17 protein-coding genes are annotated in these 21,155 nt (G+C 44.3%); 7 read left to right on the top strand and 10 right to left on the bottom strand.

Annotation, left to right across the window (positions count from 1 at the left end; translation table 11 throughout):
* Window positions 1-64 precede the first annotated feature (64 nt).
* From KO512_RS10230 to KO512_RS10200, 7 genes are all read right to left on the bottom strand, one after another.
* The gene (locus KO512_RS10230; protein WP_215952244.1) at window positions 65-1,657 is read right to left on the bottom strand and encodes a choline dehydrogenase; all 1,593 of its coding nucleotides are present in this window, start codon (window positions 1,655-1,657) and stop codon (window positions 65-67) included.
* A 27-nt stretch (window positions 1,658-1,684) separates the two neighbouring features.
* On the bottom strand, window positions 1,685-3,094 hold the full coding sequence (locus KO512_RS10225) for a purine-cytosine permease family protein (protein ID WP_215952243.1): 1,410 nt from the start codon (window positions 3,092-3,094) through the stop codon (window positions 1,685-1,687).
* 39 nt (window positions 3,095-3,133) lie between these two features.
* Window positions 3,134-4,621, bottom strand: coding sequence for an aldehyde dehydrogenase (locus KO512_RS10220; RefSeq protein ID WP_215952242.1), 1,488 nt, complete (start codon window positions 4,619-4,621; stop codon window positions 3,134-3,136).
* Between the two features lie 423 nt (window positions 4,622-5,044).
* Window positions 5,045-5,776 (bottom strand): class II aldolase and adducin N-terminal domain-containing protein, encoded by a 732-nt coding sequence (locus tag KO512_RS10215; protein WP_215952241.1) that lies wholly within the window; start codon window positions 5,774-5,776, stop codon window positions 5,045-5,047.
* 51 nt (window positions 5,777-5,827) lie between these two features.
* Window positions 5,828-6,676, bottom strand: coding sequence for a transporter substrate-binding domain-containing protein (locus tag KO512_RS10210; protein ID WP_252734954.1), 849 nt, complete (start codon window positions 6,674-6,676; stop codon window positions 5,828-5,830).
* Between the two features lie 24 nt (window positions 6,677-6,700).
* A complete protein-coding gene (locus KO512_RS10205; RefSeq protein WP_215952240.1) occupies window positions 6,701-7,573 on the bottom strand; it encodes a phytanoyl-CoA dioxygenase family protein in 873 nt (290 codons plus the stop codon).
* A 22-nt stretch (window positions 7,574-7,595) separates the two neighbouring features.
* Window positions 7,596-9,116: an amino acid ABC transporter permease/ATP-binding protein gene (locus tag KO512_RS10200; RefSeq protein ID WP_215952239.1), complete on the bottom strand. Its 1,521-nt coding sequence runs from the start codon at window positions 9,114-9,116 to the stop codon at window positions 7,596-7,598.
* Window positions 9,117-9,526: 410 nt separating this feature from the next.
* On the opposite strand from KO512_RS10200, the gene KO512_RS10195 reads away from it, so the two are divergent.
* The 6 genes from KO512_RS10195 (at window position 9,527) to KO512_RS10170 (ending at window position 15,209) form a co-directional block, all read left to right on the top strand.
* On the top strand, window positions 9,527-10,435 hold the full coding sequence (locus KO512_RS10195; protein WP_215952238.1) for a LysR family transcriptional regulator: 909 nt from the start codon (window positions 9,527-9,529) through the stop codon (window positions 10,433-10,435).
* Window positions 10,436-10,611: 176 nt separating this feature from the next.
* On the top strand, window positions 10,612-11,871 hold the full coding sequence (locus KO512_RS10190) for a flavin-containing monooxygenase (RefSeq protein ID WP_215952237.1): 1,260 nt from the start codon (window positions 10,612-10,614) through the stop codon (window positions 11,869-11,871).
* Between the two features lie 13 nt (window positions 11,872-11,884).
* Entirely contained in the window at window positions 11,885-12,301 is a 417-nt protein-coding gene (locus KO512_RS10185) for a RidA family protein (RefSeq protein ID WP_215952236.1), read from the top strand.
* 12 nt (window positions 12,302-12,313) lie between these two features.
* On the top strand, window positions 12,314-12,988 hold the full coding sequence (locus KO512_RS10180) for a DUF1028 domain-containing protein (protein WP_215952235.1): 675 nt from the start codon (window positions 12,314-12,316) through the stop codon (window positions 12,986-12,988).
* On the top strand, window positions 12,981-14,150 hold the full coding sequence (gene argE, locus KO512_RS10175; protein ID WP_215952234.1) for an acetylornithine deacetylase: 1,170 nt from the start codon (window positions 12,981-12,983) through the stop codon (window positions 14,148-14,150). The genes KO512_RS10180 and argE overlap by 8 nt, the downstream gene beginning before the upstream one ends.
* Window positions 14,151-14,228: 78 nt before the next feature.
* Window positions 14,229-15,209 (top strand): C-terminal binding protein, encoded by a 981-nt coding sequence (locus KO512_RS10170; RefSeq protein WP_215952233.1) that lies wholly within the window; start codon window positions 14,229-14,231, stop codon window positions 15,207-15,209.
* Window positions 15,210-15,519: 310 nt separating this feature from the next.
* Here the strand turns inward: KO512_RS10170 and KO512_RS10165 are convergent, their stop codons facing one another.
* Together KO512_RS10165 and KO512_RS10160 are read right to left on the bottom strand one after the other, a co-directional pair.
* Entirely contained in the window at window positions 15,520-17,241 is a 1,722-nt protein-coding gene (locus KO512_RS10165; protein ID WP_215952232.1) for a protein adenylyltransferase SelO, read from the bottom strand.
* 398 nt (window positions 17,242-17,639) lie between these two features.
* Window positions 17,640-17,861, bottom strand: coding sequence for a hypothetical protein (locus tag KO512_RS10160; RefSeq protein WP_215952231.1), 222 nt, complete (start codon window positions 17,859-17,861; stop codon window positions 17,640-17,642).
* A gap of 265 nt (window positions 17,862-18,126) precedes the next feature.
* On the opposite strand from KO512_RS10160, the gene zigA reads away from it, so the two are divergent.
* The gene (gene zigA, locus KO512_RS10155) at window positions 18,127-19,332 is read left to right on the top strand and encodes a zinc metallochaperone GTPase ZigA (RefSeq protein ID WP_215952230.1); all 1,206 of its coding nucleotides are present in this window, start codon (window positions 18,127-18,129) and stop codon (window positions 19,330-19,332) included.
* Window positions 19,333-19,876: 544 nt separating this feature from the next.
* On the opposite strand, the gene KO512_RS10150 is transcribed toward zigA, so the two are convergent.
* The gene (locus KO512_RS10150; RefSeq protein WP_252734953.1) at window positions 19,877-20,767 is read right to left on the bottom strand and encodes a sulfite exporter TauE/SafE family protein; all 891 of its coding nucleotides are present in this window, start codon (window positions 20,765-20,767) and stop codon (window positions 19,877-19,879) included.
* Window positions 20,768-21,155 lie beyond the last annotated feature (388 nt).

The raw sequence follows: 21,155 nt of genomic DNA, 5'->3' as shown, positions 1-21,155 counted from the left end.
AACCCTGACCAATCTTTAATCAGGGTTTTTATATAAAACAGTTTAACTTAAGACATTATGAAACTTAATAATTCACATAATTAAGAATCATCTCAGCAGCTCTCTCTGCAATCATAATCGTAGGTGCATTAGTATTACCATTAATAAGCGATGGCATTACTGAAGCATCAACAACACGTAAACCTTTAACACCTTTCACTCTTAGTTGCGTATCAACTACAGCCTCATCATCACTACCCATCCGACAAGTCCCAACGGGATGGTATACTGTCTCAGCATTTGAACGAATAAATTCATCAATATCGGAATCATCCGCATTCTGATTAGTAAGCCCGATCCCCTCTCCTAGTACATCCTTAAAAGAAGGCTGCTGTAAAATATTAAGAGTCATCTTTACAGCATTACGGAGAATAGTAAGGTCTTCTGGATCAGATAGATAATTAGCAACAATACAAGGATGAACGTTCGAATCTTTGCTAGAAATTTTAATTGATCCGCGACTTTTTGGATAACCATGATTAACATAAATCGTCAAGCCATGCTCTTTCGGCCAAGAACTATCATGACTCGTCACCAAAGCCGGCGTGAGATGAAGTTGTAAATCTGGATAAGCCAAATTTGGATCACTTTTAAGGAATGCCCCCGTCGAGAGTGGAGCTTGCGCAGCAATACCCTTCCTCCCTGCCATATATTGTGTCGCAGCCAACATCCCACGGAATGGATTCAACCAACGATAATGACTAATAGGCTTAGTTATTCGAGACATAATACAAACGCAAAGATGGTCCTGAAGATTTTCTCCAACCTGAGAACGATCAGCCACGACATCTATACCAAGCTCATTTAACAGTTTTGCTGGGCCAACACCTGAAAGTTGTAATAATTGAGGTGAATTAATTGCGCCGCCCGATAAAATAACCTCTCTTTCACTATAAACTTTCTCTAGCTTACCTTTACACAGGTACTCAACCCCTATAGCGCGATTACCATCCCACAAAATCTTAGATGCTAGTGCACCAGTAATAACCGATAAATTATTTCTTGTTTTAATAGGTTTCAAGAAACCAGTAGCAGTGCTCCAACGCCGTCCTTGATATACGGTTGCATCGAATTCACCAAAGCCTTCTTGATTATCTCCATTAAAATCATCACTACATCTAAATCCAGCTTGCTTTCCTGCTTCTACGAATAAACCAGATAACTCCGATGTTGGAACAGCACGAGTTACGCGTAAAGGCCCCGTCTTTCCATGATAAACACTGTCATCACGGTCATTCGCTTCTACATTTTTAAAATAAGGCAATACATCCTTATAAGACCAACCAGTTGCACCTAACTCTTCCCATTTATCATAATCACCAGCATTACCACGGGTATATACCATTCCATTTATAGAGCTTGACCCACCGACGACTTTACCTCTAGGCCAAAATAGTGCACGATCATTTAAGTTGCTTTCTTTTTCTGTATAGTAGCCCCAGTTAATTTTTTCATTAGGTGCTACAGCAGGAAGCGCTGCAGGGATATGAATTAATGGGTTTTTATCCCAAGAACCTGCTTCCAGCAAAAGCACATTAATATTTTCATCCTTACTTAATCTATTTGCTAGCACACATCCTGCAGAGCCAGCACCAACGATTATATAATCATAATTCATTTTAAAACCCTACTCTCAAATCAAATATTACTTAGAAGACATGGATGAGCTATAGTTCATCACCTGTTTTTTATTTTTATTTGTTAAGTAATATAAAAATCCAGCAGATATAAATCCTACTATCCACGCAATATCTACGCCGCCAAGTAAATCAACCATGCTACCTGCGTATAAACTAGTATTCATAAATGGGAATTCAAAAAGCATTGCAAAACCATAAATCATCATTGCATTTCCATTCCACCGGCCATATATACCGCCACCAGCTTTAAAAAACGAGTCTATATCATACTCACCTTTTTTAATTAGGAAGTAATCCACAAGATTAATTGCAGACCAAGGAACCAAGAAATAAATCAGGAACAATATAAAATCAATGAAAATAGTTAAGAAATCTTCACTAGCCGCCGTAGCCATAAAGAAAGCAATGATATGAAAAACAACAATAGCTGAAATACGTATCGATGAGCTTACGTGCAACTTAGGAAACATACCTTTTAATAGTGTCAAAATACTTAACGTAGCGGTATAAGAATTGATACAGTTAACCAACGATGACGCTACAAAGAAAATGACAAGAACAGATACACCTGTAAACCCGTAATTTTCTTTTAATGCAGCGAGTGGATCACCAGCAGCTATCTGAGACGCTAAAAATGCACCAACGATCATTGTTGCTACAGCACCTAATGTACACCCTAAATAAGTTCCCCAAAATGCTGCCACTTCATCACTATCTGGAGCCATATATCTTGAATAATCAGATACATATGGTGCAAATCCAATTAACCATGAAGCGGAAATCATCATCATCATAAAAAAAGCAGCGACAGTAAAGTCCCCTGCTTCAGTGATAGTTGGGTAATTCCCTATGTTGAAAATAGCTTCGGCTGCAATTAACAACAGCACTGCACCTACAACCCAAGCTGTAACTGACGAGAGATACCGAACAAGCGAGTAACCAACAGTGGTTATAACTAAACTAGTCAATGTCGCAAATAAAATTGCATGTACTGTAGAAATTTCTGGTACTGCAAGTATGAGAGACTGGGCAGCAACGACCAAATTTGACACAAAGAAACCAATTATTACCAGAAGAACAATTATAGTAAGTAACCCTGCTCCTTGTGAGCCAAATTGACCTCGAGCTTGTAACATCTGAGGGACACCAAGCTTTGGCCCTTGGGATGCATGAAGCCCCATAGTAATACCGCCTAAAAGAGCCCCGATAGTAATTGCTAGTACAGACCACCAAAAAGACAGCCCACTAGCAACACCAATAGCACCGGTTATCAAAGCAAGAGGTATCATATTAAAACCGAACCAAATTCCAAATAGCTCACGTGAGCTTCCTTTTCTTTCATCTAAAGGAATGAATTCAACGCTTCTTTTTTCTATACCTATCGACGTCTTCGTCGACTGACTACTATTATTCATAGCTCACCTCATTAATATCGTTATTGTTATATCATTTATTTAAGAATGACTAATCCAAATAGTCTTTAATCCAGTATATTTATCAAACGCATGTAGTGATAAGTCCCGCCCAAAGCCTGTTTGTTTAAATCCTCCAAAAGGAGTACTTAAATCAATAGCATCCATAGCGTTTACAGACACCGTACCGACCTTCAACTTACGAGAAACTCTATGTGCTCGAGAAAGATTATTAGTCCATATCGATGCCGCCAAACCAAAGCATGAATCGTTTGCCATTTTCACAGCTTCGTCTTCACTATCGAATGGTATAACCACAAGAACAGGCCCGAAAATTTCTTCCTGAGCTATCCTGCTTGAGTTACTGACATCGCCTATAATTGTAGGCATAACAGATGCGGGTAAGCTTCCAGCCTCTCCGCCTAAAATAACCGTACCACCTTCTTCGATACCAAGTGATATATACTTAAGAACGGTATCTGCCTGATGTTGATCCACCATTACACCGCAACCAGATAATGGATTAAGAGGATCCGTAGGTATATATGATTTAGACTTTTCTATTATTAAATCAACAAATTTTTGATAGATACTACGTTCTATAAATAGGCGAGAATTTGCAGAGCATACTTGCCCCTGACTCCCGAAAACACCATAACAAGCCATATCGGTAGCTTGATCTAAATCCTCTACATCTGAAAAAATAAGGTTCGGACTTTTCCCACCGCACTCCACCCAGACTGGCTTCATATTTGACTCAGCAGAGTAAGTCATTAATAATTTACCTACATTAGTTGAGCCCGTGAAAGTAATGCAATCAACATCATTATGAAGCCCTAGAGCTTTGCCTACTATTGACCCAGCCCCTGTAACAACATTCAATACACCTGCCGGCAACCCTGCTTCAATTGCTAATTCGGCTAATCGTAAAACTGAATGCGGTGATTGCTCTGATGGTTTTAGGATAACACTATTACCAGCAGCTAATGCAGGAGCAAGCTTCCAGACAGCTAAGGTAAGTGGATAATTCCAAGAAACTATTGCGGCAACGACTCCAAGGGGAACTCTTTCAACCATGCCCGTACTGTCGCTACCTGACGGCGCGAGTTCACCATAAACTTTATCTACGGCTTCGGCATACCACTGTATAGTGTCCGCACTGCTAGCGACATCCACTTCATATGAATCTTTTATTCGCTTACCCATATTGAGTGTTTCAAGTAATGCCAACTCAGCAGCATTCTCACGCATAAGCTGTGCTAACTTTAAAAGAACTTCTTTTCGATATGCCGGTGAAGCTGAAGACCATTCAGCATCTTCAAACGCTTTGCGTGCCGAATTAACAGCCAGATCAACATCAGTAACATCAGCCGATGCGACTAAGCTCAAACACTCTTGAGTTGCAGGATTTATGGACTCATAGGTTTTACCTTCAGATGCAGCACAAAACTGACCTTCGATAAAAAGTCCTTTAGGAAAATCAATATTATCTAAACGATCTTGCCAATTAATAGCATCAAAATATTCCATAATTTCTCCATTATATTTCTTATAAACTACTTATAGATCAATCAATCATAAACGTAATAAATCAACATCAAACTCAAGAAAACACCCTAAAAAACAAAACATAAAAAGCCACCATGCATTATAAAATTATTTACGGCTGGATATAAAAAAAACCAATATAACAGAATAATTTTATTCCAATAAACCAACTATAAGCACTTAAAATACATGCAAAGCTACTATCATATATTGTCACGATATCTAATCGTTTAGAATGAATCTATACTCATAAGCATATGAATTTAACTCACGGTTAATTATTGTAAACCACTAAAAATCAGCTTAAAAAACATTGGCGTCTGTTAGCTTCACCAAGCTAGTTCTCTTATAAAGGTATATCCGATTCAACTACTATTAAACGTGATAAACGAGCATCACGTTTAATTAATCAAGCACAGATGGATCTTGTTGAATAATCAAAGCCTTCATCTCTTCAAAGTGCTGCCGCGAGAAGTCTACAAATTTTTCCCAATCTCGAGCGGTTTTTTCAGCAACCTCATCAGAAAGAGTATTCAGGGGACGACCGGTTGACCAAGCCGTTACCAGAATTTGGCAAGCTCGCTCTAATGTCCAGATATCATCAAAGGCCATACCAATATCCGTACCTGTAACCATCACCCCATGGTTCCCCATTAACAGACGACTATTATTTTTTAATAAACCGACTAACCGCTCACCTTCATCGACCGTATCAGCCATGCCACCAAACATCGTATCGACAGAGACCCGATTGAAATAGCGAGCAGTATTCTGGTCGATAGGCGGTATATGCGGATTTTCCATCGTGGAAACAGCCGTGGTATACACCGGATGCAAATGCATCGCTACACGAACATGTGGCAAGCGTTGGTGTAGCTGTCCATGTATCGACCATGCTGTTGCATCAACTTTAGGGTTGTCATTATTGGACGCATCATCCGCATCAAGCAGTAATAGATCGCTGGCGCGAATACGAGAAAAATGCATCCACTTAGGATTGATAAGAAATTGTTTACCATCAGCTGAGACTGCTGCACTAAAGTGGTTTGCTACCGCCTCATGCATTCCAAGGTGGGCAACAATACGAAAAGCGACAGCTAGGTCTATTCGCGTTTGTTCTTCGATAGAAAGAGACATAACTTACTCCTATAAATGCGTATACAGAGCGACTCTGTACACGCTAAGTCATCAGGATTTAGGCATCAGAGTTTCAAGGTCTTCAGCCGTTGGGGCTTGGAAGTTATATTTCTTCAACAAAGCATCATACTCAGGGGTTTTGCTATACATTTCTAGCCCCTTGATTAGCGCATCTTTTACTTCATCATTCCCTTTTTTAACACCAAAACCATTCAGCACAGGATAAATCAGAGTAGTAGAAGAGATCACGACACGTTGACCCACTTTATCAATCACTCCACGTGCTACCGCTGCGTCAGTAATCTGAGCCTCAACAGCATTAGACAACATTGCCTGAGTGGTTTGAGGATCGGTTGGATATTCTCTGATAGCAATCGGGTCAAGCCCATTTGCCTCACAGTAATTCACTGACAGTTTCTGTAACTGTTTTAACCAAGACGTGCTCGCCATAGAGCCAACAGTATGACCACAAAAGTCCTCAGGCACCTTAGGCTGATACTCACTCCCCTTCACTGATAGGATAGATTCGCCACTTTTCAAATAGGGAATCATATCGATCACTTTCATACGATCAGCGGTAATGTACATAGAGGAGTTAATGATATCAAAACGACCTCCACGCAAGCCTGGAATCAAGTTGGCCCAGCGTGTATCAACATTAACAGCCTCTCGCCCCATAACCTTCGCTAAACCGGCTAAAAACTCAACATCAAAGCCCGCTGGCTGATTGTTATCCATATATTCATATGGAAAGAAGGTCATATCAGAACCGGAAATAATCCTATCTGGCTCTTTAAATGCCAACGCACTCAATGAGCTCAGGGACAAAACTGCGCCAGCAACACCAATGGCAACAGAACGTGTAGTTAATCGTTTAGTCAAAACAGAAAACATCATCATTATTCCTCTCATTACTCTATAGGATTAAGCATTAACCGAGTCTTTCCTCGCTTGTTGAACAAAAAAAGAGGCCCCTTTTGGTTTTTGTGGCAAACGCAGTTGATTGGTAGTGCAACGAATTTCACCGCTCTCCTTGCCCCACACCAAACTACCGGTATGAATACTCGGCAATGGATTGTCGCCTAATGGCAAGGCGTCTTCAGCGGCATAGACATTGATAAAGATGGTTCGAGGGGCCTCAGTCTCATTCGGGCGAGATGAATGCAACAAACGTGTATGCATAAAACACACAGCTCCAGGTGAACCGTAACAAGAGACGGGTTGCTGACAATATTGCTCTTCAACCTCGGTACTGATAGTGCCGGTAAACTGATCGCCATCCCAATGCGAAAACAGTGGCCCTTTGTGGCTGCCGGGAATAACTTGTAGCGGCCCATTGGCCAACGTCACTTCACTCACCATTAGCAAGCAAGTCACCAGATCATCGTTACTATGTGGTGTAAACGGAAAGTCTTGATGCCACTTAACCTCGGTCGCTGTGCGGGGTAACTTGGAATTCACTTTACTGTGATGTAATCGCGTACCACTACCGCCGATTAACTGACCGGCGATCTGGGCAACTTTTGATTCCAGTGCCGTGCGTTTATAAGCATCAGAGATTTCAGTCGGTGATGTCACACGGCGCAAAGATGGATGGTCCGCGCTATGGTCTCCTTCAATATCAAAGCGAGCTCGACCATCTAAGGTCTCCCCCCAAGGCTGCTCATGCTGTCGACTCTCCTCCACCCAACGGTCAAAATCATTTTGTAACGCCGCAACTTCTTGTTCTGTTAGTACATTATCAACGACTAGGAATCCCTGTTCGTTGTATTGATCTATCTGCCATTGTTCAATCATGGGTCACTCCTAAATCATTTAATCAAGCTAAGGACACATCTTTAAGAAAGGCTTCTACACGGGGATTATGGCCTTCGCGTAGTACCTGCGGCGCGTCATCACAAACCACCCGCCCTTGTTCCATAAACACAACCCGATCGGACACTTTGAAGGCAAAATTCATCTCATGGGTAACAATTACCATGGTGATGCCTTCACGGGCCAAGTCTTCAATCACCTGCAATACTTCGTTGACTTTTTCTGGGTCTAATGCCGATGTTGGTTCGTCAAATAACATAATTTGAGGACGCATCATCAATGCACGTGAAATAGCGACACGCTGCTGCTGACCACCGGATAGTTGGTGTGGATACTTCCACGCATGTTCCAACATTCCGACCTTATTCAGTAGCTGGTATGCCTGCATTTCCAGATCTTTCTTACTACCCATATGGTGATAGCGTGGTGCCAATAGCAGGTTATCAAGCACAGTCAGATGCGGAAATAGATTGAAACTCTGAAACACCATGCCAATTTTGTTACGATGTTCTGAATGTTCAATAAAGCGAGGGGTACTGGAGCCATTGCGTTGCAGCTTCAGAAACGGCTGTCCGTTTAAGTCAACTTCACCATTATCAAGCTGCTCAAGACCGTTCAATAATCGAATCAAGGTTGTCTTACCCGAACCTGATGGCCCAATCACTGACACAACCTCTCCGGTCTGAATACTGAGATCGACCGAGCCTAATACCTCAACATTGTTATAAGCTTTGTGCAGTTTGGAAGCATGTAATGCAGGCCCATCAAATTCGCTAGTCGGTTTTAATTGCGGTGCTGGGGCGCTTCGGACAGCCTCAATAAACTCCTCCGAAGGCTGGCGACTCACATTACGTTTAGTCACATCGAGATAATTCTCTAAGCGTTTAAGCAGGAAGTCGAACACAGTGACGATAAACACATAGAATACGGCTACAGCAGCCATCGTCTCTAACACTAAAAAATTTTGGGAATATAAGCGTTGGCCTACCATCAGAATCTCAGTCAGCGAGATGACCGATACCAGCGAAGTAAGTTTAACAATAGATATGTATTCATTGGCCAATGCAGGCAATGCAACACGTAATGCTTGAGGAATCACCACCAACCATTGAGTACCGACAAAACGGATACCGAGTGCTCTAGCAGCTTCACCCTGACCTTTAGGAATCGATAACAATCCACCTCGATGTATCTCTGCAACATAAGCACTTTCGCACAGAACCATCGCAATCAAACCGGCCCAAAATGGCTCTGACAGAAACGCACTCGTACTTGGCAACATCTGCGGCATGTTATATACAAAAATAAGAAGTACCAATAACGGCAAGCTTCGAAAGAACCAGATATAAATATTGGACGGGATACTGAGTACAGCAAACCGAGACTGTTTACCTAGTGCTAATATAAAGCCGATAATAATACTCAAACCCCAGCTCGCTAGACTCAGCTTAATAACCGTCCAGCTTGCCCACCAAAAATCGGACACGCTAAACAAACTGAACATATAGTCCCAATCAAACATCATAGAATTGCCACCTTCATTTATAATAATTAACGAGAGATTGTTCTGAATCAGAACATTGGGATCTCAAATGCATGCATTTACTATGTGGTTATAGTGGCATCAGTAGCAATTATTATTTTGTTCTCTTCTAGTTTTAAAAAAACTATCTAGCGGCTTCAGATAACAAAAAATAGATTTTTTAAATAAATATCACATTATCGCCCCAAAAAAGAACATGGTCGTCCAAAACGGTGCACCGCAAAAATTAGTCTTTTTTTATGTTCGCTTTTTATAATGTCAAATAGATTTAAAGTGCTGAAATATGGGAGTTTCCCCGCAATGAATACGAAATCGCAGGTCGTGGCATACTTGTTGCCTAATGATAATGTATAGGTGAGCAACGATAAGCAACATTTTAACAATGGACCATTATGAGACATTTTACCTTAAAACAATTGCACTATTTTGCCACAGTGGTCGAGACAGAAAGTATTGCTGAAGCATCAAGAAAACTTCATATCGCCCAACCCTCGATCTCTATTGCCATCAAAAATCTCGAAGAAACCTTCGGCCAAAAACTACTGATCCGACATCATGCCCAAGGTGTATCACTGACTCCCAGCGGGCGAAGCTTCTACGACAAAGCATCTGAACTACTGCGCCTATCTTATGAGTTTGAGCAAAACACTTTAGCGGGCAGCGAAAAAACCAGGGGCAAGATATCTATTGGCAGTTTTGCCTCAGTTGCGCCAATGTATCTACCTAAGTTGATTGCAGGCTTTAAAGCAACTTATCCTGACATTGAAATTCAGCTGCATGATGGCGAACAGCACGAGATTATGGCGGGATTACATAGAGGGCAGTTTGACTTAGCATTCTTGTATGATCTCGAACTGGATAACTCAATTCGTAAAGAGACGCTGAACGCGCCTCACAAACCCTATGCCCTTCTACCTGCAGGTCACCCTCTCGCTCTAAAAGACTCTGTATCACTGGCCGAGTTAAGTCATGAACCCATGATTTTGCTCGATGTTATTCCTAGTCGAAATTACTTTCTCAGCCTTTTTGCTGAAAAGGGCTTACACCCTGAAGTGGCTTATACATCACCATCCATCGAAATGGTTCGATGTATGGTTGGACAGGGACAGGGATTTTCCATACTGGTCACTCGCCCCAGCACTAATATGACTTATGATGGTCAAGAATTAGCCTATGTTGACATCGTTGATGATATGGAAAGCTCCACATTAATAATGGCATATTTAAAAACGAATGAGCCAACTAAACCCGCACGCTTATTTATAGACTACTGTCATAACTTCGATTTAGATAATATTTAAAAAAACGTTGTTGATTGATAACCCCTCCCTTAACTATTTACATAAAAATAGTTAAGGCATGATATTTTTCCTATTTAGATCGTATATTTATAATAATTTACTGCCTTTATTTACTGCCATAAGCTGGACTCATCCCTTCGCGGGTAATTGAACCCGATATATAAAGGCATTTACAAATGACAGTAGATATTACAGATATAGATACACTTATCATCGGGGCTGGTCAGGCGGGTATTGCTATGAGCGAGCATTTAACTCGCCAGGACGTTCCACACCTCGTATTGGAGAAAAATCGTATTGCTGAAGCTTGGCGCAGTGTGCGTTGGGATTCTCTAGTCGCTAACGGCCCCGCTTGGCATGACCGTTTTCCAGGTATGAATTTCCCTAACGCCGACGCAGATAGCTTTGTGCCTAAAGACAAAGTTGCCGAGTACTTTGAAGCCTACGTCGACAAGTTTCACGTACCGGTACGAACCGGTGTGGAAGTTCATAGTGTCGTAAGAAATGAAGGTTTGAGTGGTTTTACCGTTGAAACATCAGACGGCATCTTTAATGCACAACGTGTGGTTTCCGCTACCGGGCCCTTTCAAATTCCGGTCATTCCCGCTATTGCACCAAAAACACCAGAACTTTACCAAATTCACTCGGCTAAATACCGCAACCCAGAGCAGCTACCAGAGGGTGGCGTGATGGTGATTGGTGCAGGCTCTTCCGGCGTACAAATCGCTGATGAGCTGCAACGTGCCGGCAAAGAAGTCTACCTCTCAGTTGGTCCACACGACCGCCCACCTCGTAGTTATCGTGGCCGTGATTTTGTGTGGTGGCTCGGTGTGCTTGGCTTATGGGATGCCGCTGCCAACGAGCCCGGTAAAGAACATGTCACCATCGCGGTGAGTGGTGCTCATGGTGGAAAAACTATCGATTTCCGAGAACTCGCTAATCAAGGCTTAAACTTAGTTGGCCGCACGGAATCCTTCAGCAACGGCGTTGTTCGTTTTAATAATGACCTAGCCGCCAACATTAAAGCAGGTGATGATAACTACCTATCATTGCTCGCGCGAGCCGATGCCTATATTGCCAATAACGGCTTAGATTTGCCCGAAGAGCCCGAAGCTCACACGCTATTACCTGACCCTGAATGTATGACTAACCCCATACTGGAAATGAATCTAGCAGAAAAAGGCATTACATCGATTATCTGGGCAACAGGCTACGCGACAGACTATAACTGGCTCAAAGTCGATGCCTTTGATGAGAACAATCAACCCAAGCATCACCGTGGCGTATCCAGCGAACCTGGGGTGTATTTTCTCGGCCTCCCATGGCTTTCACGGCGCGGCTCCACCTTTATTTGGGGTGTATGGCACGATGCAAAATATATTGCCGACCAAATTGTTATCCAGCGCCAGTATCAACAATACCGCAACGAGGTATAACCCAGGAATTATCATGCCTACACATACGCGTATCAGAATGTTCAATACTAAAGAGACATACCCAAACCAGTCTCTAGATAATGATCTATGCCAAGCAGTTGTTGCCGGCAATACCGTCTACGTCCGAGGGCAGGTTGGCACTGACTTCGAAGGTAAACTCGTCGGTTTAGGAGACCCGCAAGCTCAGGCAGAGCAAGCCATGAAAAACGTAAAACAGCTGCTAGAAGAGGCGGGTAGCGACTTATCGCACGTTGTCAAAACAACAACCTATATTACCGACCCCCGCTATCGTGAACCGGTCTACCGTGAAGTAGGCCGCTGGATGAAAGGTGTTTTCCCTATCTCTACTGGGCTGGTCGTTGCTGGATTAGCACAACCTGAGTGGTTGATGGAGATCGATATTATTGCAGTGATCCCTGAACAACAATAATTAGGAGCAAGCATGACTATTTCTATTGCGGCATATTGCCCCGAAAGTGGCCAGTTAGGCATCGCCATCAGCTCATCCAGCATTGCTGTCGGTGCTCGTTGCCCATGGCTACTGGCAGGTGTGGGCGCCGTCTCAAGCCAAAATATCACACTGCCCGCATTGGGCCAAAAGATTCTTGAGCACCTACAAGACGGATTAACACCCGACCAAGCATTAAAGTCTGCTCTATCAGAAGACAAATTCAGCGCCTACCGTCAGGTTACCGTTATCAATACGAGTGGCGAAACCGCGTGTTTCAGCGGTACGGAAACCTTAGGGACACACAACATGGTCAAAGCTCAGCATTGTGTTGCCGCGGGCAACATGCTGGACAATACAAACGTGATTGAGGCGATGACCCATAGTTTTGAAACATCTCGCGGCGAACTAACCAGCCGTTTAATCACCGCGTTAGCAGCCGGTATAGAAAAAGGTGGAGAAGCAGGGCCCGTACACTCGGCAGCCGTTAAAGTCGTCGACGATTATACCTGGCCATTAGTCGACCTGCGTGTCGATTGGGCCGATGAAGATCCTCTCGGTGAATTGTCGAAACTCTGGCAAGATTACGAGCCACAGATGCAGGCTTACGTAACCCGTGCGTTGGACCCACGCCAAGCACCTAGCTATGGTGTACCGGGTAATGAGTAACGCTCAACCAAAGCTTTCTGCACAACTCCGACAGCTGCTCAGTACGCTGTTGGAGTTTGATACCACGAGTCGAGAGTCCAACCTAGAGCTAATTAACACGATTAGTGACTATCTTGACCAATTGGGTATCAAGTCGACACTCATTTTCAACGCTGAAAAAACCAAGGCCAATCTCTATGCACGCCTTGGACCTAGTGGTGATGGCGGTGTCATGCTGTCGGGGCATACAGATGTGGTTCCCGTAGACGGTCAAAACTGGTCACATCCGCCCTTTCAACTCACTGAGCAAGAGGGCAAGTGTTTCGGCCGAGGCAGTGCGGATATGAAAGGGTTTATCGCCTGTGTGTTAGAGGCCATTCCGCATTTTCAGCAAACCAACCTTCGCATGCCTTTACATCTAGCTTTTTCATATGATGAAGAGATAGGTTGCCTTGGTGTTCGAAGCCTTATTGAGCATCTACAGGCATCACCTGAAAAACCAGCAATGTGTATTATTGGTGAGCCAACTAGTATGCAACCGGTCTATGGCCACAAAGGCAAAGTAGCCATGCGCTGCAAGGTGTTAGGTCATGCTTGCCACTCAGCCTACGCTCCTGAGGGGGTCAATGCGATTGAGTATGCGGCAAAGTTAATTACAAAAATAACCGAGCTTGCAGAACCACTGAAACAGCATTTAGATGATCGGTTTGACCCGCCCTATAGCACCTTACAAACGGGAACGATCAAAGGCGGTGCTGCTTTAAATATTGTCCCTGAATACTGCCAATTCGACATAGAAATGCGTTATCTCCCTAAAGCTAATGCCAGCAGCACCTTTAATCAGTTGCAGGATTATGCACAACAAACTCTTCAACCTGTTATGCAATCAGTCCACTCGGGCGCAGATATCCAGTTCGAATCGTTAGCGGCCTATCCCCCACTGCTAACCGATCCCCAGTCTGAATTTGCCCAATGGCTCGCAGGTTGGAGTCACAGCCAAACATTTGGCACAGTAGCTTTTGGTACAGAGGGTGGATTGTTTGATGAAGCTGGAGTAGCCACTTTAGTCTGCGGTCCTGGCAGTATGGAGCAAGGACATAAACCCGATGAGTATGTGAGCAATGAACAACTTGAACGCTGCCGTTTCATGCTCGATAACCTGCGTCGCTGGATGAGCGCTTAACCTTAAGCGTTTAACTCGCCTGGATAAGCTTTATAGCAGAAAGTGAATAGAGTGTTAAAACGCTCAGGAGGGCCTCTAGTGAGTCAGAAAAAGAACGTCGTTTATTACAATATGCCGGGTGATCTGAACTATGAAAACCGACTCTTAAATGAGTGGGGCATCAGCGATTTAGCGCTAACCCAAGTCACTGGAAACAACCTGATTGAGGATGTTAAGGATGCCGAGTCTTTAACACTGGAATACACCGAGGTGGGTGCCGATACCTTAAAGCATTTACCCAACTTGAAAATCATCGCGCTGCAAAGCATTGGCACCAATGAGATCGATATCAAGGCTGCGGATAAAGCCGGTATCTATGTGACCAATACACCCGGTTTTTGTGCCTATGAAGTCGCTAGCCATGTTATGGCACTGTTACTCGACCTCAGTAGAGGTATCAGTACATACAACACTAGTGTCAAAGCTGGGAACTGGACTCCCTTTATCGGCAACGAACTTCACCGGTTAAAAGGAAAAACCTGCGGTCTTGTCTCATTAGGCTCCATTCCTCTGGCATTGATTCCGATGCTAAAGGGCTTTGGTATCAACGTGGTTTTCTGCCATTCATCTAAAACAGATAAAGAAGCAGAGAAACTGGGGATTACTAAGTGTAGCTCCTTGGAAAAACTGCTCGCGATATCTGATATTGTTTCTCTTCATACGCCACTATTACCTGAAACAGAGAACATGATAAATGAAGAAACATTCTCACAGATGAAAGATGGCACCATTTTAATCAACACAGCACGCGGTGGACTCATTGATGAAGAGGCATTAATCAAGAACCTTCGATCTAAAAAAATATCGGCAGCGGGATTAGATGTGCTCGCGGATGAAGCCAACCACAACAGTCAACTGATCTCGCTAGAGAATGTCATTGTAACGCCTCATGTCGGTTTTCTATCGCAAGAATCTCTAATGGAGAGCCGAAGAATTGCGCTTGAGCAGATAGTCATGAGTCTCTCTAAAGGGCTAAAACCAACCTACGCTGTGAATAAAAACATCGTCACTCGAGAATAGGTCAGGGCCTAGATGCGTATGAATTATGCCCATATTAATGATCTAAATATTGTCAATATAATAGCAATTTTCGAATTCAACGCCGAAGTGTGACACATCTATGCAGTCTATGACTTGAAGGAGCACTCAGCGTAAGTTCAACCGACGCTGATGCTCTTCATTCATTGGGTTGTCTGCTAAGTAACGCGGCCAATCCAAACATATCTCAAACTCGTAATTCAAAGGATCACGCTCTCCTATTTTGTTCTTCCTCGAAGTCGGCGCTTCAATGATGGTCGTATCAACCTGCTTTCCGTCCTTTACCAAGCACTCACGACGAACAGCTATAATGAGACATGCCACCAAGTTCAAAAAATTCAGCCGGTTTCAGCCTATAGTATTTATCTTCCACCGCTTGCGATTGTTCAGCATAAGGCTGAGTCATCACCTCCTGCAGTTCTCTTAGCAGCGCATAGTTACCCACAGCGGCCTGCTGATAAGCGGGCACCACTAACCACTCACGCAAGCTGTATTTTGGATTAACGCGCTTCATCTGCACTGATATCTCATCACGGGAGAAAGACTGACTGTCGATCAGTGCATTCCACGCTGTCAGCCACTCAGCCCAGCGCTGATCCAACGCTGCGGAGTCTGTCTGATAGCTTGGCCCTTTATAAAAGCTTTTCTGGAGTGGACTAATATCGTCAGGCAGATGCGACAGTTCACGAAAGAGGATGGTGTAATCCACCGATGTTTCCATCATCAGCGCCGCTAACTCTCTGAACAATGGCATATCAAATGTGTCGAGTCCCAACTTTTCAGCCCACATCTTTCTCATTTTTGTTTGCATCACGGTTTCAAAGCCGCCGCGAATCTCATCGAGCTGCTGCAGGGCCGTTTCATCCGCAGCAAGCAGAGGTCGTAGGGCGGTCCAGAACATATGGAAGTTCCGTTCTGCGGCTACCGGTTGATTAAGAAAGGAGAAATGCTGTCCGCCACCAGTCCAGGGCTGATATTGCGGGTCGAAACGTTCACAGAACCCAAAGGGACCGTAGTCGAGGGTAAAGCCACCAGCCGCGCAGTTATCACTATTGAAATTGCCCTGACAGAAACCCACACGAACCCAGTTCGCCACCAACGAGGTCAAACGGTCGCGGAACGCATCTGCGAGCAACACCACTTTTTCAGTAAAGGGCAGAGTGTTATCAATAACATCGGCGTACTCACGTTCGATGAGGTGTCGCACAATCATCTCCAGTTCCTGCAGCGCGTGCGGATGCACCTGCTTGCGGGCTCGGCGACTAAAGAGTTCCAACTGACCGACGCGTAGGAACGATGGTGCGACACGGGTCGAGATAGCAACAGCCTCAGATACCATCGTGTCAGGATCCATCGAATGCGAACCTTCGGAATACCAGGGACGTCTAACCTGCTCAGTCTTTGACACATACAGACTCAGCGAGCGTGAGGTTGGCACGCCAAGGGCATGCATATGCTCCTGCGCCAGAAACTCTCGTACACTGGAACGCAGCACAGCACGACCATCACCGCCGCGGCAGTATGGTGTCCGGCCGCCGCCTTTGAGTTGCATCTCCCAGCGTTGACCGTTGATAACCGCCTCAAGCACGGAGACTGCACGGCCGTCACCGTAGCCATTTCCGGTTTTGAACGGACACTGCTGATCGTATTCGGTGCCGTAGATAGACAGCGCGTAACCACAGGCCCATCCAACTTTTCGCATCGGCTCCGGCACCTGAGAGATATCACCCGAGAACATCCGCACAAAATCGTCAGACTGAGCCATGCTGTCAGCGAAACCCAGTTCGTTAAACAGTCCAGAGCTATGAGCGACGTACTCTGGATCGGCAATCGGCGTGGGTTTTACCGGCACATAGTGACCCGAAAATACTTGGCGCTGCTGGTGGTCATCCCCGTGCGGTGTTGCATCCGGATCAGCATTGAGGCGATCCATCAGCGAGTAATTTGCCAACGGCGCCAGATCGTCAAGAGTCGTAATGGATGGCAAAGTTTGCTGGGGTTGTCGATTATTCATTGGAACTCCTCATGACACGGGCAAAGCAACGGTACCCTCTTGGTCAGAGGAGTTACCCGTTACTAATGACTATTTCTGATTTACTAAACGAGGTAATAAACGCCTCAGGTGCTTATTGGCGTATGGAGCTAGAGCAATTCTAGCACGATTAAATAGCTATCAAGAGCCGATGTATGATTGACTGAGAAAGCTATAAACTTGCAAGCTATTTAATACGGTTACGCTACATTAGCAAACACGCTATTCTGAATAGCGTATGCTCTTTTCAGTAAGAATGAGCCTTATCAGGCACGACAGGCTTAATAGGCATTACAATAAAAAAGCATGAGAATGAAAACGACTGACCGTCTGAGAGTAAGATCCTGTAAATAATTCTGTGTAACTGCCAAGGCAAAACCTCACCCAACCCATCTAAAGATATTTGACTCATCCCTCAAATATAAACCCTCTTTATCCACCACTGAAATACTGGCGAAAGCTTCCTGTATAGCGGTTTCATGACGACTAGCCGTCACAACCATGGCCTCTAATACAACAGACTCCTCTGCAACAACCTGAGTCGCCAACAAAGCTAAGCATGTACTCAAATACAACGAGTAACACTTTTCAGATCTCAACATGTTTTTACTAAACCTCTATACGTTTGAAGGCACTCGACTACACGCGGCAAAACAGCCGAATACGGATTTGCTATACGGTAGGTAGTTATATAAGTGATAGGCGCAATGCCAGCCGTTGTGAACACAGGGACAGGAAGCATCTTGTATAATAATAATGTTATGATATAACATATTTTAATGACAGCAAAAGCCCTAGGCACAGGCATTTAAACTGCTTAGCAGACAACGATAAGCCGCTATAGCGTAAATATTAAAGGAAATACGAATGGCCGATACGCAGAAAAAACTTCCCGTAACAGTATTATCCGGCTTTCTAGGTGCGGGGAAAACAACCGTACTAAGCCATATTTTAAACAACCGAGACGGGCGAAAAGTCGCCGTCATTGTTAATGATATGAGCGAAATTAATATCGATGCCGCTACCTTAAAAAATGAAGTATCGCTGAACCGAAGTGAAGAAAAGCTAGTTGAAATGAGCAACGGGTGTATCTGCTGTACGCTGCGCGAAGATCTACTTTTAGAAGTTAACAAGCTAGCTAACGAAGGCCGCTTCGATTATCTGGTGATTGAATCCACCGGTATTTCTGAACCATTACCCGTCGCAGAAACATTTACCTTCACCGATGATGACGGCATCTGCCTCTCTGATATCGCCACCTTAGACACCATGGTGACTGTAGTTGATGGGCTCAACTTTCTTATCGACTATGACGCCGCACAATCACTCCAGTCGGTAGGCGAATCATTGGGCGACGAAGACGAACGCAGCGTTGCGGACTTACTCATAGAACAAGTGGAATTTGCCGATATCATTCTTATCAGTAAGTGCGACTTGATCGACGATGATGCTTTAGGCCGCTTAATGAGTATATTAAAAACATTGAACACCACAGCAGAACTTATCCCCATTGAAGCTGGCAATGTACCGATTGATAAAATCCTCAATACAGGCCTGTTTAGTTTTGAAAATGCTCAACAAGCCCCCGGCTGGCTGAAAGAGCTGCGTGGTGAGCACATTCGTGAAACGGAAGAGTACGGTATTGCAAGTTTCACTTATACCGCACGTAGACCTTTTCATCCGCAACGCTTTTATGACTTTATCCACAGCCCAACATTACAGGGCAAACTGATTCGTTCCAAAGGGTACTTTTGGCTAGCAAGTCGACCACAGTTCGCAGGTCAGTGGAGTCAAGCAGGTGGTATGGCCCGCTATGGTTTTGCGGGCATGTTTTGGAAAGCTATTCCCGAAAGCAAATGGCCTGAAGAGGATAAAGAATCCATTCTCTCCGATTGGGAAGAACCCTTTGGCGATATGCGCCAAGAACTCGTTTTTATCGGACAAAACCTTGATCAAGGCACGACCATTAAGGCGCTAGATGATTGCTTATTGACCGACGAACAACTGCTTGCGGGCCGAGATTTCTGGGAACAGCTCCCAGACCCATTTCCTCTCTGGGAAATGCCTCAATAGACCACAACATTTTAACCTTTCGTTCAGTTAAAGCTGTTAAGTGATAGCCAAGTATTGATGAATTTCGCCCCCTCTTTTTTTAAAAAGTTCTAAAAAAGGGGGAGGGTTACCCTTCAAAGCATAAAAGCCGACGGGTACATCGCAGATCAGCTTATAAAGCTGCGAGAGATAAAGAAACATTCTAGAATCAATAAGCTGAAAATACGGACTGAATATTTTAAAGTGTATACGCGCGTCAAAGTTAAGCATCCATTTTTGATCATTAAATGCCCGTTTGATTTTATTTTGAGAAGTACGTTATCGTGGCTTGATTAAAACGATCGAAAATTAGCGATGTTATTCACACTTGCCGACATCGCACGAGTCGATCAGATGCTGAGAGCACTGTATAAGTCCGTCTGCATTCAGATAAACCATTATGCAGACGGTGAGATTAGAGAACGGTTTTGCATCATATTGATCATATCCGCTGAAATCAGCGAATTAAGCAAAACCTAGGCACTTAATCGCAGGCTCTTTAGCTAGAAAACCTGAAGCTACCCTCTCAGAACATCAAACTATAGATCATGCGTAATGCCGTCAAAAACAAAAACAACGCAAACAGCTGACGTAAACGGCGAGCATCAACAGAGTGAGCCAGTTTGGCACCATATGGCACACACAGCATCGTCATGGGTACTATAAGTGCTAAACCTGCGAGATTAATGTAGCCAAAAGTGAATGGCGGCCGATTATCGACACCAAGACCATTGATCAGAAAGCCAAACGCCCCAGGCAGGCTTATGACGACACCAAGAGCTGCACCAGTGCCAACGGCTACATGCATTGGGATTTTAAAGGCGCTTAGTATCGGCACGCTAAGCGTTCCACCGCCAATCCCCATTAGAGTAGATAGGCCGCCAATACTGCCGCCGATCACCGAGCATCCAAATGTTCCAGGTAGGCCATTACTCAATTGAGGTGACTCTTTGCGAAGCCCCATATTTACTGCAACCAAAAAGGCAATCACGGCAAACACGGTCGTGAGAGCATCGCCACTTAGCCAGTGGCTAACCACGGCGCCTATAATAACGCCTGCAATTACAGATGGAATGAGATGTTGTAGCAGTTGTTTGTCGAGACTGCCCCGCTTGTAGTGTGCTCGCGCGGAAATGATTGATGTCGGGATAATAGTAGCCAAAGAGGTACCTACAGCGACATGCATACGCACCTCTGGATCGACACCCAGTAAGGTGAATAAGTGGTAAAGCACCGGAACGATGACTATACCACCTCCAACCCCTAACAATCCGGCTAAAAGGCCTGCAATAATTCCAGTAACCAAAAGCGCTACAACCAACCAGAGCAACCAAGAAAGACTGTATTGTGACATAAAATCTATTAGGCCGGTCTGAGCAAGAAGCTCTTGGAAGCCACCCTGCGTAAATAAATCCATCGTTCAATTCCTTAATAACTTATGGCACAGCCACCTTTAGGAGGATCGGAATCACCTTTGAGCGTACTCGCCTCTCAATCGATTCAGATCAAAGCCGAAGTCGATCTGCGCCGACATCGGCTCGCATACTGAAGCGTGCGATAACAACACTGACGATCAGCGTAGGGCAAAACTCACTGCGCAATTATTGACAGGATATTCTGTGCTGAAGTCTTCCAGCTAATGTTGTCACCTCCAGCAAGACATATCCCCATACCCGAATCCACTAATGCAGTTCAGCCGCATCGGTATGAACATACCGCCGCGCAGCCTGCTCACCGAACACGCTCTTTTTCTTTCATTACCTCTCGTTTCTTGGTTTGAAATTCGAATGAATTTGCTGCTTTTT

This window comes from Amphritea atlantica (assembly GCF_018860855.1).
In the GTDB taxonomy this organism is placed as follows: Bacteria; Pseudomonadota; Gammaproteobacteria; order Pseudomonadales; family Balneatricaceae; genus Amphritea; species Amphritea atlantica_A.
The sequence above is the reverse complement of the archived record's forward strand: the minus strand, read 5'-3'. Positions and strand labels throughout refer to the sequence as shown.

Coding starts and splice junctions, on each gene's coding strand:
- KO512_RS10150 (WP_252734953.1), bottom strand. CDS start 20,767: ATGGATTTATTTACGCAGGGTGGCTTCCAAGAGCTTCTTGCTCAGACC.
- KO512_RS10210 (WP_252734954.1), bottom strand. CDS start 6,676: ATGATGATGTTTTCTGTTTTGACTAAACGATTAACTACACGTTCTGTT.
- KO512_RS10220 (WP_215952242.1), bottom strand. CDS start 4,621: ATGGAATATTTTGATGCTATTAATTGGCAAGATCGTTTAGATAATATT.
- KO512_RS10230 (WP_215952244.1), bottom strand. CDS start 1,657: ATGAATTATGATTATATAATCGTTGGTGCTGGCTCTGCAGGATGTGTG.
- zigA (WP_215952230.1), top strand. CDS start 18,127: ATGGCCGATACGCAGAAAAAACTTCCCGTAACAGTATTATCCGGCTTT.
- KO512_RS10165 (WP_215952232.1), bottom strand. CDS start 17,241: ATGAATAATCGACAACCCCAGCAAACTTTGCCATCCATTACGACTCTT.
- KO512_RS10190 (WP_215952237.1), top strand. CDS start 10,612: ATGACAGTAGATATTACAGATATAGATACACTTATCATCGGGGCTGGT.
- KO512_RS10225 (WP_215952243.1), bottom strand. CDS start 3,094: ATGAATAATAGTAGTCAGTCGACGAAGACGTCGATAGGTATAGAAAAA.
- KO512_RS10205 (WP_215952240.1), bottom strand. CDS start 7,573: ATGATTGAACAATGGCAGATAGATCAATACAACGAACAGGGATTCCTA.
- KO512_RS10160 (WP_215952231.1), bottom strand. CDS start 17,861: ATGTTGAGATCTGAAAAGTGTTACTCGTTGTATTTGAGTACATGCTTA.
- KO512_RS10215 (WP_215952241.1), bottom strand. CDS start 5,776: ATGTCTCTTTCTATCGAAGAACAAACGCGAATAGACCTAGCTGTCGCT.
- KO512_RS10185 (WP_215952236.1), top strand. CDS start 11,885: ATGCCTACACATACGCGTATCAGAATGTTCAATACTAAAGAGACATAC.
- argE (WP_215952234.1), top strand. CDS start 12,981: ATGAGTAACGCTCAACCAAAGCTTTCTGCACAACTCCGACAGCTGCTC.
- KO512_RS10200 (WP_215952239.1), bottom strand. CDS start 9,116: ATGATGTTTGATTGGGACTATATGTTCAGTTTGTTTAGCGTGTCCGAT.
- KO512_RS10195 (WP_215952238.1), top strand. CDS start 9,527: ATGAGACATTTTACCTTAAAACAATTGCACTATTTTGCCACAGTGGTC.
- KO512_RS10180 (WP_215952235.1), top strand. CDS start 12,314: ATGACTATTTCTATTGCGGCATATTGCCCCGAAAGTGGCCAGTTAGGC.